We start from the raw sequence: 11,309 nt of genomic DNA on the forward strand, positions 1-11,309 counted from the left end.
GTCTGGCCGTGACCCGCAGCAGGGCCTGGGCGTGGACGGCGGTGTTGCGGCCGAGCGCCGCGTCCAGCCGTCCGGCGGCGATGTCGAAGCGCTGCTGGGCCAGGGCCAGCAGGTCGGCCGGGCGGGGCAGGCCGCGGGCGGCGCTGACCAGGCGGGTGCGGCGGTCCTCGATCAGCCGCGCGCCGCTGCGATTGAGGCGGCGGTCATAGTCGGAGACCAGGGCCCGCAGTTCGCCCAGCACCGGTGTGGCGATCTCGGCGGCAGCGGTGGGGGTGGGCGCGCGGCGGTCGGAGACGAAGTCGATCAGGGTGGTGTCGGTCTCGTGACCGACGGCCGAGATCAGCGGGATCTCGCTGGCCGCCACGGTTCGGGCCAGGGTCTCGTCATTGAAGGCCCAGAGATCTTCCACCGAGCCGCCGCCCCGGGCGACGATGATGATGTCGGGGCGCGGCGTGGCTCCACCCGGCGTGATGGCGTTGAAGCCGCGAATGGCCCCGGCCACCTGGGCGGCGGCCTGGTCGCCCTGGACCACCACCGGCCAGACCAGGACATGGCAGGGCCAGCGGTCGCGGATGCGGTGCAGGATGTCACGGATCACCGCTCCGGTCGGGCTGGTGATGACGCCGACCACGGCCGGCATGGTCGGCAGCGGGCGTTTGCGCGCTGCGTCGAACAGGCCCTCGGCGTGGAGCCTGGCCTTCAGCCGCTCGAGTTGCGCGAGCAGCGCCCCGACCCCGGCCGCTTCCATGCTCTCGATGACGATCTGGTAGCGCGAGCCGGCCGGATAGGTGGTGATCTTGCCGGTGACGATCACTTCCAGGCCGTGCTCGGGCCGCACGCCAAGGCCGCGCACCGCGCCTTTCCAGACCACGCCGTCGATGGCCGACTTGTCGTCCTTGATCGTCAGATAGACGTGGCCGTTGGAGTGGTGGGTGACCTTGGAGAGTTCGCCCCGCAGCCGCACGTGCGAATAGCTGGTCTCCAGCGTGCGCTTCAGCGCAAAGGCCAGTTCCGAGACAGAATAGGCGGGCGCGTTGGAATCAGGAGCGGTGACGTCGGTCATCCGCACAGCATAAGGCCCTCCCCGACGAACGGGGAGGGCCGCATGAGAGACTTGTTCTTGTAGGGCCGCCCGAGCCTAGATGTAGCGGCGCAGCGAGCGGGCCAGTTCGGTGGGGCCGGCCTTCTTCTTGGACTGTTGCGGCTGATAGGCCACCCGGGCGTGCTCGCCGCAGTAGGGGCCTTCCGACGAGCGACGGCCGCAGAAGGTGAAGCCGTCCGACGAGGGATCACCGATCGGCCACTTGCACATGTGAGCGCCCAGGGTCAGCACCGTGGCCGAGCCCGGCTCTTCGGCCCGGAAGGCGGGGAGCGAGGGGGGCTGCTGCTGGGTGGCGACCGGGCTGGGGGCCGAGACCGGAGCCGGCTCGGCCACTACGCGGCGTGGGGCCGAGGGCATGGTCTGGGCGGCCGGACGCGCCGGGCGCGGCGCCTTGAAGGCCGGACGGGCCGGTTGCGAGGGTGCGGCGCGGCCCGAAAGGCCCAGGCGGTGCACCTTGCCGATCACGGCATTGCGCGTGACTCCACCGAGTTGCTTGGCGATCTGACTGGCCGAAAGCCCGTCCAGCCAGAGCTTCTTCAAGGTCGAGACCCGTTCGTCGGTCCAGCTCATACCCATCTCCCGCCATTGTCCGGGTCCGTGGCTTCCCCAAGCCAGTGGACCCTACATCTGGTGTTCTGACCGCCCCGCCGGCGGTCGTCCTACAACATATCGTAAAGAAAACGTTAAATCACACAATGGGCGCCCGGTGGTCTGTCCACAGAAACTAGATGTTGATTCGGTCACCGTCAGCCTTGCGCCGGGAGGGCTCAAGGCGCACATGGCCAAGGCATGCAGGGAATTCGGGCTCATGACTGACATGGCAGACAGCGTCATTCCGCCGCAGCCGCGCGACTATCACGGCTGGAACTGGAGCGGCTTCTTCACCCTCTACCAGCGCGAGATCCGGCGCTTCTGGAAGGTCGGCACCCAGACCGTGGCGGCCCCCGTCGTGACGACCCTGCTGTACATGCTGGTCTTCGTGGTGGCCGTCGGTCCGGCCCGGCAGACCGTGGATGGCGTCAGCTTCGGGCATTTCGTGGCCCCTGGCCTGATCATGATGGCCATTCTGAACAACGCCTTCGCCAACTCCTCGTCGTCGCTGATCCAGGCCAAGATGATGGGCCTGACCCCCGATTTCCTGACCCCGCCGCTGTCGCCGCTGGAGCAGGTCTCGGCCTTCGCCCTCGGCGCAGCGACCCGGGGCGTGGTGGTCGGGGCGGTGACGGCCATCGTCATCGGTGTGCTGCCTGGTGCGGGACTGGGCGTCGCCCACCTGTGGTCGATCTTCTATTTCGGGATCGGAGCCTCGCTGATCCTGGGTCTGGCCGGAATCCTGGCCGGGTTGTGGGCCGAGAAGTTCGACCAGCTGGCGGCCGTGACCAACTTCCTGATCATGCCGATGACCTTCCTGTCGGGCACCTTCTATCTGGTCGACCGCCTGCCCGAGCCGTTCCGCACGGCCAGCCACTACAACCCGTTTTTCTATCTGATCGACGGGTTCCGGTACGGCTTCATCGGCCATGCTGACGGTTCGCTGGCGATCGGCGTTGTGGCCACCGCGGTACTGACAATCGGGCTCTTCCTGTGGTGCTGGCAGCTGTTCCGCACGGGTTATCGCCTGAAGACCTGAGGGGTGGTCACCCGGAAGCAACAGGGGCGGCAATTTCCCGGAACTTGCCCCGGACGCTTCATTGACAGAGCGCTGTTCCCCGGCGACAACCTGCGGCCTTCCGGTCCCCGTGCGAACAGTGCGGGGGCTTCTTTCCTTTCTGGGAGGCGGTCTTGACCAGCCCGACGTCGTCACAGTCTTCGCAACAACACATCATGGGCGTCTACAATCGCGCCCCGCTTGCGTTCGACCGGGGCCGAGGCGCGCGCCTGTTCTCGACGGACGGTGAGGAATATCTGGATTGCGTCGGTGGCATCGCGACGGATGGCCTCGGCCATGCCCATCCGGCCCTGGTCGAGGCGCTGAAGACCCAGGGCGAGAAGCTCTGGCACGTCTCCAACATCTTCCGGATCCCCGAGCAGGAAGAACTGGCCGACAAGCTGTGCGCCCATAGCTTCGCCGACGTGGTGTTCTTCACCAACTCGGGCACCGAGGCCATCGAGTGCGCCCTGAAGACGGCGCGCAAGTACCACACGGCCAACGGCCAGCCCGAGCGGACCGAGATCTTCGGCTTCGACGGCTCGTTCCACGGCCGGTCCTATGCGGCGGTCAATGCCTCGGGCAATCCGAGCTATGTCGAGGGCTTCGGTCCGCGCCTGCCGGGCTACAGCCAGCTGAAGTTCGGCGACCACGACGCCCTCAAGGCCGCCATTGCCCTGCCGACCACCGCGGCGATCATCGTCGAGCCCGTGCAGGGCGAGGGCGGTGCCCGCGCCATTCCCGAGCACTGCCTGGTCAGCCTGCGCTCGCTCTGCGACGAACACGGCGTCTTGCTGATCTATGACGAAGTGCAGTGCGGCATGGGCCGGACCGGCAAGCTGTTTGCCTATGAATGGGCTCCCGGTGGCGAGCCGCACATCATGGCCGTGGCCAAGGCCCTGGGCGGCGGCTTCCCGGTCGGCGCGTGCCTGGCCACCACCGAGGCGGCCAAGGGCATGACCGTCGGCGTCCACGGTTCCACCTTCGGCGGTAACCCGCTGGCCATGGCCGTCGGCAAGGCCGCCTTCGACACGATCAACACGCCCGAGATCCTCGACAACGTGAAGTCGGTCGCCGGCTATTTCGTCCAGCAGCTGAACGGCCTGAAGGATCGCTTCCCGGACGTGATCGTCGACATCCGCGGCAAGGGTTTCCTGATCGGCATCAAGCTGGTGTCCAACAATCGCGAGTTCATGGTCCTGGCCCGCGACGAAAAGCTGCTGGTGGCCGGTGGCGGTGACAACTGCGTCCGCCTGCTGCCGCCGCTGAACCTGACCCTCGAGGAAGCCAGCGAAGCGATCGGCAAGCTTGAAAAGGCCTGTGAAGTCGCGCGCAGCAAGCTGGCCGCCGCCTAAACCCCACTCCTAACCGCACTTCCCGGCATGCGCCGGGACCCAGATCAAGCCCGTCTCTTTCCCGGATGTATCCGGGCCCCGGCTGTTGCCGGGGAGAGCGGGAGGGGGACTGCCATGACCCAAGCCCGGCATTTCATCGACCTCTGGAAGCTGGACGGCGCAATGCTGCGGCTGCTGCTGGAGGATGCCAAGGCCCGCAAGACCGCCCGCAAGGGCTGGGGCCAGGGCAAGGTCGATGCCGACGCGCCGGCCGACGGCCGCGTGCTGGCGATGATCTTCCAGAAGAACTCGACCCGCACGCGCTTTTCGTTCGATGCGGCCATCCGTCAGCTGGGTGGATCGGGGATCATCTCGACTTCCAACGACATGCAGCTGGGGCGGGGCGAGACGATCGAGGACACGGCCCGCGTCCTGTCGCGCATGGTCGACGCGGTGATGATCCGGGCCAACAGTCACGCCGACGTCGAGCGCTTCGCCCAGGTCTCGACCGTGCCGGTGATCAATGGCCTGACCGACAAGAGCCATCCCTGCCAGATCATGGCCGATCTTCTGACCATCGAGGAGCATCGGGGCGATGTCGGCGGCAAGACCATCGCTTGGGTTGGCGACGGCAACAATGTCTGCTCCAGCTTCATCCATGCCGCGCCGCTGCTGGGCTTCAAGCTGAAGATCGCCTGTCCGGCCGTCTATCACCCCGACCTGGTCGATCTGGCCCGCGCCGCCGACCTGCAGGGTCAGGTGACCATGACCGACGACCCCAAGGAGGCCGTGCGCGGTGCCGATGTGGTGGTGGCCGATACCTGGGTGTCGATGGGCGATACCGACCATGACGAGCGTCTGGCCGCGCTGGAGCCCTATCAGGTCGACGAGGCCCTGATGGACCTGTCGGCCCCGGACGGTGTGTTCCTGCACTGCCTGCCGGCCCACCGGGGCGAAGAGGTCACCGATGCGGTGCTCGACGGTCCGCGCTCCCTGGCCTGGGACGAGGCGGAAAACCGCATCCACGCCCAGAAGTCGGTGCTGGCCTGGGCCTTCGGGGCGATCGGCTAGGGTCCATGTCGAAGATCGCGTTCAACAAGCAGAAGCGCGATGCCCTGCTGGGCAAGCTGACCCGGTATCTCGACCGTGAACTCGACTGCGAGGCCAGCCCGCTTCAGGCCGGCTTCCTGCTCGACTTCATTTCCGAAGAGATGGGGCCCTACTACTACAATCAGGGCGTTCAGGACGCCCAGACCCTGTTCCGCGAAAAACTGGAAGACGCGGTCTATGAGATCGAGAAGCCGTTCAAGGACTGAACCGGCGGGGCACCGGCCGTCGCGGCCGATGCCCCTTTCGTTGCAGGCCTAGCCCATACGGTGCAGGGCGCAGAGCTTGTTGCCGTCGGGGTCGCGCAGATAGGCCAGATAGAGCTTGCCCATGCCGCCCTCGCGCACGCCCGGCGGATCTTCACAGCTGGTGCCGCCGTGGGCGAGACCCGCCGCATGCCAGGCATCGGCCTGTTCGGGCGAGCTGCAGGCAAAGCCGACCGTTCCGCCGTTCGCAAAGGTCGCCGCCTCGCCGTTGATCGGCTTGGATACCGAGAAAACGCCGGTCGGGGTCATGTAGAAAATGCGCTCGCCATTGGTCATGGACGGCGGCACGCCGAGCGTGGCCAGCAGGGCGTCATAGAATCCCCGGGCGCGATCAAGGTCGTTCGTGCCGATCATGATATGGGAAAACATTCTGGTCTTTCCTCCACTTGCGGCCGGCTTTGACGGACGGTGTCCGCAGCGTTGCCGCTGGTTGCGAGCAGCCTAGCACTGCCGGTTCCGGCAGGCGATCCGGTGACTCAGAGGTGTCTACCCGGTTTGGCCCCCTCGCATTTTTCGCCGAACCGCCTATCTAACCGCCCCATGACCGATATCTCCGCTATTCCCGCCCTCGACGACGTCGTTTCCGCCTTCCAGATCGAAGGGCTGCCGGTGCGTGGCCGCGTCGTTCGGCTGGGCGAGGCCGTGCACGAGGTGCTCAGCCATCACGACTATCCCGAGCCGGTCGCCAACCTGCTTGGCGAGGCCTGCGCCCTGGCGGCGCTGGTCGGCTCCAGCCTCAAGTTCGAGGGGCGGCTGATCGTCCAGGCCCAGGGTGACGGGCCGGTGCGCTATGTGGTCGTCGACTACGACACCAGCGGCGGCCTGCGCGGCTACTGCCGTTTCGACGCCGAAGAGGTGGCCAGGGTCAGTGAAGGCTTTGCGCGGCCCGGGGCCAAGACCCTGCTGGGGGGCGGTGTCTTCATCATGACCCTCGACCAGGGCCCCGATACCGACCGCTACCAGGGCGTGACCGCCATTGAGGGCGAGACCCTGGCCCTGTGCGCCGAGCAGTATTTCGACCAGTCGGAACAGACCCCGACCCGGGTGCGCCTGGCCGTCGGCCAGGTCGATACGGGTCAGGGGCCGACCTGGCGGGCTGGCGGCATCCTGATCCAGGCCATCGCCGGCGACGAAACGCGGGGCGAAACCCAGGAAGCCTGGCGTCATGCCCAGGCCTTCTTCGAGACGACCGGCGAGGACGAACTGATCGATCCGACCGTCAGCACGCCGACCCTGCTGTACCGCCTCTATCACGAGGACGGTGTGCGCCTGCTGGAAGAGAAACCCCTGAAGGCCTTCTGCCGTTGCTCGGACGAGCGGATCGGGGCCGTGCTGGCCTCATTCTCACCGGAAGAGAAGGCCGACATGGTCGAGCCGGACGGCAAGATCCACGTCACCTGCGAGTACTGCTCGCGGGTCTATGCCGTCGCGCCGGACGCGGTCTGACGCGACGGGGGCGGTCCGTCAGGAGTCGCAGCCGGTCCGGCGCAGGCCGGTTTCGAAGGCGGCGTGATTTTCAGCCGTCTCCAGGGTGGCGATGCTTGACCGCGCGATGAAGCGACGGGGCTCGACAGCGCCGTTGCCGTTGTCGGCGTGGACGGTGCCGCAGATCACCAGGGCCGAGCCGTAGAGGCCAAGGCGCAGGTCCCTGAACTTTGCGCCCTCGGGATTGCCAAGCTCTTCGCTCACAGCGGCCTTGAACCGCGGCGCGACATCCGAGACCAGCCGCCGTGTGGCCTGGGTCTGCTCTTCAAGGCGACCAAAACCGAAGGCGATATGCGAGCCGGGATCGACCTCTTGCGACAGGTTGGCCCGCTGTGTGCCGTAGCCCCCGGCGGACTGCGCAAAGTGCGGGTCCCGCTTGATCAGGGGCTGGCCCGAAACGGTCTGGGCCAGGGCCGGTCCGCTCAGGGCCGCCGAAGCGATCAGGAGGGTCGCAAGGCGGCGGAATGTCATCTTCGACATGGCAGCTCCTGAAGAGACGGTTTGACGCGGCGGGAGGCGCAGCCGCCGGTCAGGCCGTGCGACGGCCTTGCCCGGCCTCCTGCCGCACCTGAACGAGGGCACTGAAAGGACGTAACCGGAGCGTTTGCTCTACCGTTGGCGGAGTCAAGATCAAAAGTCGCCGCTGAGGTTGCGGTGACGTCAGTTGTATCGCCGCGCGGCGCCCGGCAGGTGCAGCGAGAAGGCCGGGATCTCGGCGTCGAAGACTTCGCCGGCTTCGGTCATCATCTGATAGCTGCCGCGCATTTCGCCGGATGACGTGGGCAGGGGGCAATTGGACACATAACGGAAGGCCTCGCGGGCCTTCAGTTCGGGCTGCTCGCCGACCACGCCCGAGCCTTCGACGTCATTGCTGCGGTTGAAGGCGTCGGTAATCGTCCAGCGCCGGGCCACGAGATGGACGGTCTCCACCCCGTGGTTCTCGATCTCGACGGTGTAGGACCACAGGTACAGGCCTTCTTCCGGCGCAGAGTCCTCCGGCAGGTAGGTCGGAGCCACCCGCACAACGATGTCGCGCGTGCGAGCCTCGTACGCGCCACTGTCGGCACCACGCCGGCGCCGGATCCGCTGCAGCGGCGGGGAGGATTCACGCCTGGTCGAGCGCACGGATCACATCTCGCGTCAGGTCTTCAAGGCTTTCGAGGCCGACCGAAAGGCGTACGCCGCCTTCGACCACGCCCAGCGACGGCCGCATCTCTTCCGGCACCGAGCGGTGCGTGGTGGTCGGCGGGTGGGTCGCCATCGACTTGGCGTCGCCCAGGTTGTTGGAGATGTCGACGATCTCGAGCGCGTTCAGGAACTTGAACGCCGCTTCCCGGCTGCCGAGGTCGAGGGCCACGACCGTGCCGCCGCCGCTCATCTGCGACTTGGCGACGTTGTGCCCCGGATGGTCGTGACGGAAGGGGTAGAGCACGGACTTGGTCTTCTTGTGCTCGGCCATCACATTGGCGAGGGCGAAGGCGGTGTCGTTCTGGCGGCGCACGCGCAGATCCAGGGTCTCCAGACCCTTGACCAGGACCCAGGCATTGAACGGCGACAGCGACGGGCCGGTGTGGCGCAGCATGTCGCGGTAGAATTCTTCGTTGATCGCCTCGCTGGTCAGGATGGCCCCGCCCAGCACCCGGCCCTGGCCGTCGATGTGCTTGGTGGCCGAATAGACCACGATATCGGCCCCGAGGGTCAGCGGCTGCTGGAAGATCGGGGTGGCGAAGACGTTGTCGACAATGACCTTGGCCCCGACCGCGTGCGCCATCTCGCTGACGGCGCGGATGTCGGTGATTTCGAGCACCGGGTTGGACGGCGTCTCGATCAGCACGGCCTTGGTGTTGGGGCGGAGCGCCGCTTCCCAGGCCTTGGGATCGGTGGCGTCGACGAAGGTGGTCTCGACCCCGAAGCGCGGCAACCACTCAGCGATCAGCCAGCGGCACGAGCCGAACAGCGCCCGGCCGGCCACGACGTGGTCGCCGGCCTTCACCAGACCCATCAGCGAGGCGTGGATCGCCGCCATGCCCGTGGCCTGGGCCCGGCAGACCTCGGCCCCTTCCAGCAGCGCCAGACGGTCTTCGAACATCTTCACGGTCGGATTGTTGAAGCGCGAATAGACGAAGCCCGGATCCTCGCCCGAAAAGCGGCGGTCGGCCCCTTCGGCGCTGTCATAGGTGAAGCCCTGGGTCAGGTAGAGGGCCTCGGCGGTCTCCATATACGGCGACCGGGCCAGCCCCCCGCGGATCAGCTTGGTCGCGATGTCCCAGTCTTTCGGGTCCTCGGCCACGGGGTCTTCCTTCTTCGGCGCGAAAAGGCCGGCATAAGGGGTTTAGCGGCGTGCAGGGTCAAGGCGCAGTTGGCTGATTTCAACATCAGAATTGCTTCAGGCGAGCCGCACGCGCTCCAGCCTTGCCTTCCAGGCGAGCTTTAGCGACTGTCGCGCCGATGACCGACGCCCACACCGCAGGGATTCTGCCCTGCCAGACCATTGAAGAGCTCATCGCCCGCGAGGCGATCACCTCGCAGACCCCGTTCGACCGTGACCAGGTCCAGCCGGCCAGCCTCGACCTTCGCCTGGGGGCGCGGGCCTGGCGGGTGCGGGCCTCGTTCCTGCCCGGGCTGGGCCGGCGCGTCACCGAGCGTCTGAAGGACGTGGCGATGCACGAGCTCGACCTGACCCGCGGGGCGGTGCTCGAGAAGGGCTGCGTCTATATCGCCGAGCTGCAGGAGAGCCTGGCCCTGCCGACCAATGTCGCGGCGCGCGGCAATCCCAAGAGCTCGACCGGCCGGGTGGACGTTTTCGTTCGTCTGCTGACCAACTACAGCCGTGCCTTTGATGATGTTGAGGCCGGCTATGAGGGGCCGCTCTATATGGAGATCGCACCCCAGACCTTCTCGGTCCTGGTGCGGTCGGGGACCCGCCTCAACCAGCTGCGGCTCAAGCGCGGCGAGCCGGCCAAGCTGTCGATCCGCAGTGTCGGGGTGGACCTGTCGGCCGGCATGGGCGGGATCGTCGGCTTCCGCGGACGGCGCCATGCCGGGGTCGTGGATCTCGACCACGAAGACGGCCACGATCCCCGCGACTTCTGGGAGCCGCTGGAAACCCGGCACGGCGAGCTGTTGCTGGATCCTGGCGAGTTCTACATCCTGGCCTCGAAGGACGACATCGAGATCCCGGTGCTGGAAGCGGCCGAAATGACCCCGATCGATCCTTCGGTCGGCGAGTTCCGCGTCCACTATGCCGGCTTTTTCGATCCTGGCTTCGGCACCGAAGAGGCCGGCGCGGTCGGCTCCAAGGGCGTGCTCGAGGTACGCAGCCACGAGACGCCTTTCTTGCTGGAAGACGGCCAGACCGTTGCGCGTCTGGTCTATGAGCCGCTCACCGAACGCCCCAGCCGGCTGTACGGGGAGGGCGGGTCGCACTATCAGCGCCAGGGCCTGAAGCTCTCCAAGCACTTCCGGGCCTGGTCCTGATAGCCTGATCTCCGGCTGCGGGTGCGGGATTCGGGCGGCCCGTAAAGCGTGAGTCGGGGGCACCTGATGTCGCATCCGCTGTCGCGCGACACGGCGTCACACTACATCTGGTGGCTCTTTTCGTTGGCCCCGCAAGTGGTAGTCAGGTGCGCGGCGGGCTGTCGTGCAGGCAACGGCATCCTGACGGTCCGCCCGCAGGAGAGACGCCCTTGGCCAAGTCCAGTCCTGATCCGTTCGCCATCCTGGCCGCCCGTGTTCAGGCCTGGGACCGCTGCGGTCGCATACCGGGCTGTGACAAGGCGGTCTGGCGACAGGATGCCGAGGGCCGCGTGATCCGCTGGGCCGATTTCAGCGACCGCTTCTCGCGCTATGGCTGGGAAATCCGCACCTGTCCCCGGAGGGGCGTGCTGGGCTGGGCCTTGCAGCGCCCGACCGTCGAAGCCGTTCACTGGCGCGGCATACTCGGCGGCGATGCGCGTGACGCCTTCGGCCACATCCACGCCGCCTGAAAAAGCGAGGCAGGCCTTACATTTAGTCCATGTCGCAAGACAAAATGATAAGGACGCTTGACACGTCCTGCCGATGGATGACAAATACACTTGTCTTTTCGATAGGGGTGCTTGTCATGCACGAACAATCCAGCAGCCAAGCCAAGCGTCAGGCCCTCGCCCAGCGTCTTGTGGTCGGTGCCGGCCTTTTTGGGGCTTCCGTCGGAGCCGGTGGCGCGCTTCTGGCCAAAACCGGACTGAGCCTTCCGCCGGGTCTGGTCTTTGCCGCAAGCCTGGTGGGGATGGTGGTCTTCTTCTGGGTGTGTGTCGTCTACTGGCGCAACATCGACGAGGCCGCCCGCGAGGCCCACAAGTTCGCCTGGTTCTGGGGCGGGACGGGCG

At 66.8% G+C, this 11,309-nt stretch carries 13 protein-coding genes and 1 pseudogene; 8 read left to right on the plus strand and 6 right to left on the minus strand.

The features are described 5' to 3' along the window. Positions 1-1,063, minus strand: a 1,063-nt coding sequence (xseA, locus tag DBR10_RS07415) for an exodeoxyribonuclease VII large subunit (RefSeq protein WP_108556238.1), incomplete at its 3' end; no start/stop codon positions are given. A 75-nt stretch (positions 1,064-1,138) separates the two neighbouring features. Continuing rightward, entirely contained in the window at positions 1,139-1,672 is a 534-nt protein-coding gene (gcrA, locus tag DBR10_RS07420) for a cell cycle sigma 70 cofactor GcrA (RefSeq protein WP_108556239.1), read from the minus strand. Positions 1,673-1,910: 238 nt separating this feature from the next. Between gcrA and DBR10_RS07425 the strand changes: the two genes are divergently transcribed. The 4 genes from DBR10_RS07425 (at position 1,911) to DBR10_RS07440 (ending at position 5,400) form a co-directional block, all read left to right on the plus strand. Further along, the gene (locus DBR10_RS07425) at positions 1,911-2,732 is read left to right on the plus strand and encodes an ABC transporter permease (RefSeq protein ID WP_108504344.1); all 822 of its coding nucleotides are present in this window, start codon (positions 1,911-1,913) and stop codon (positions 2,730-2,732) included. A 152-nt stretch (positions 2,733-2,884) separates the two neighbouring features. Next, positions 2,885-4,105: an aspartate aminotransferase family protein gene (locus tag DBR10_RS07430; protein ID WP_108504345.1), complete on the plus strand. Its 1,221-nt coding sequence runs from the start codon at positions 2,885-2,887 to the stop codon at positions 4,103-4,105. A gap of 114 nt (positions 4,106-4,219) precedes the next feature. After that, a complete protein-coding gene (gene argF, locus DBR10_RS07435) occupies positions 4,220-5,155 on the plus strand; it encodes an ornithine carbamoyltransferase (protein WP_108504346.1) in 936 nt (311 codons plus the stop codon). Positions 5,156-5,160: 5 nt separating this feature from the next. Then, positions 5,161-5,400, plus strand: a complete 240-nt coding sequence (locus DBR10_RS07440; protein WP_108504347.1) for a DUF2164 domain-containing protein — start codon at positions 5,161-5,163, stop codon at positions 5,398-5,400. 48 nt (positions 5,401-5,448) lie between these two features. On the opposite strand, the gene DBR10_RS07445 is transcribed toward DBR10_RS07440, so the two are convergent. Next, positions 5,449-5,826, minus strand: coding sequence for a VOC family protein (locus DBR10_RS07445; protein ID WP_108504348.1), 378 nt, complete (start codon positions 5,824-5,826; stop codon positions 5,449-5,451). A 171-nt stretch (positions 5,827-5,997) separates the two neighbouring features. Between DBR10_RS07445 and DBR10_RS07450 the strand changes: the two genes are divergently transcribed. After that, positions 5,998-6,903, plus strand: a complete 906-nt coding sequence (locus DBR10_RS07450) for an Hsp33 family molecular chaperone (RefSeq protein ID WP_108504349.1) — start codon at positions 5,998-6,000, stop codon at positions 6,901-6,903. 18 nt (positions 6,904-6,921) lie between these two features. Here DBR10_RS07450 and DBR10_RS07455 read toward each other — a convergent pair whose 3' ends face one another. The 3 genes from DBR10_RS07455 to metZ all read right to left on the minus strand — a co-directional run bounded on the left by DBR10_RS07455 (position 6,922) and on the right by metZ (position 9,232). Beyond that, the gene (locus DBR10_RS07455; protein WP_108504350.1) at positions 6,922-7,422 is read right to left on the minus strand and encodes a hypothetical protein; all 501 of its coding nucleotides are present in this window, start codon (positions 7,420-7,422) and stop codon (positions 6,922-6,924) included. 180 nt (positions 7,423-7,602) lie between these two features. Next, a complete protein-coding gene (gene apaG, locus DBR10_RS07460; protein WP_108504351.1) occupies positions 7,603-8,067 on the minus strand; it encodes a Co2+/Mg2+ efflux protein ApaG in 465 nt (154 codons plus the stop codon). Next, positions 8,048-9,232 carry an O-succinylhomoserine sulfhydrylase gene (metZ, locus tag DBR10_RS07465; protein WP_108556240.1) on the minus strand — a complete coding sequence of 395 codons (1,185 nt, stop codon included), beginning with the start codon at positions 9,230-9,232 and terminating at the stop codon, positions 8,048-8,050. The genes apaG and metZ overlap by 20 nt, the downstream gene beginning before the upstream one ends. Before the next feature lie 158 nt (positions 9,233-9,390). On the opposite strand from metZ, the gene DBR10_RS07470 reads away from it, so the two are divergent. From DBR10_RS07470 to DBR10_RS20465, 3 genes and pseudogenes are all read left to right on the plus strand, one after another. Beyond that, positions 9,391-10,419, plus strand: coding sequence for a 2'-deoxycytidine 5'-triphosphate deaminase (locus DBR10_RS07470; RefSeq protein ID WP_108504047.1), 1,029 nt, complete (start codon positions 9,391-9,393; stop codon positions 10,417-10,419). A gap of 209 nt (positions 10,420-10,628) precedes the next feature. Further along, positions 10,629-10,928, plus strand: a complete 300-nt coding sequence (locus DBR10_RS07475; protein ID WP_108504046.1) for a hypothetical protein — start codon at positions 10,629-10,631, stop codon at positions 10,926-10,928. A 305-nt stretch (positions 10,929-11,233) separates the two neighbouring features. Continuing rightward, positions 11,234-11,309 (plus strand): annotated as a pseudogene (locus DBR10_RS20465) (hypothetical protein); the annotation flags it as partial.

The organism is Caulobacter sp. HMWF025, assembly GCF_003060965.1.
Classification (GTDB): domain Bacteria; phylum Pseudomonadota; class Alphaproteobacteria; order Caulobacterales; family Caulobacteraceae; genus Caulobacter.

Bases quoted from the DNA above. Each gene is read 5' to 3' on its own strand.
- DBR10_RS07470 (WP_108504047.1), top strand. From the start codon at position 9,391: ATGACCGACGCCCACACCGCAGGGATTCTGCCCTGCCAGACCATTGAA.
- DBR10_RS07440 (WP_108504347.1), top strand. From the start codon at position 5,161: ATGTCGAAGATCGCGTTCAACAAGCAGAAGCGCGATGCCCTGCTGGGC.
- gcrA (WP_108556239.1), bottom strand. From the start codon at position 1,672: ATGAGCTGGACCGACGAACGGGTCTCGACCTTGAAGAAGCTCTGGCTG.
- DBR10_RS07425 (WP_108504344.1), top strand. From the start codon at position 1,911: ATGACTGACATGGCAGACAGCGTCATTCCGCCGCAGCCGCGCGACTAT.
- DBR10_RS07450 (WP_108504349.1), top strand. From the start codon at position 5,998: ATGACCGATATCTCCGCTATTCCCGCCCTCGACGACGTCGTTTCCGCC.
- DBR10_RS07455 (WP_108504350.1), bottom strand. From the start codon at position 7,422: ATGTCGAAGATGACATTCCGCCGCCTTGCGACCCTCCTGATCGCTTCG.
- DBR10_RS07445 (WP_108504348.1), bottom strand. From the start codon at position 5,826: ATGTTTTCCCATATCATGATCGGCACGAACGACCTTGATCGCGCCCGG.
- argF (WP_108504346.1), top strand. From the start codon at position 4,220: ATGACCCAAGCCCGGCATTTCATCGACCTCTGGAAGCTGGACGGCGCA.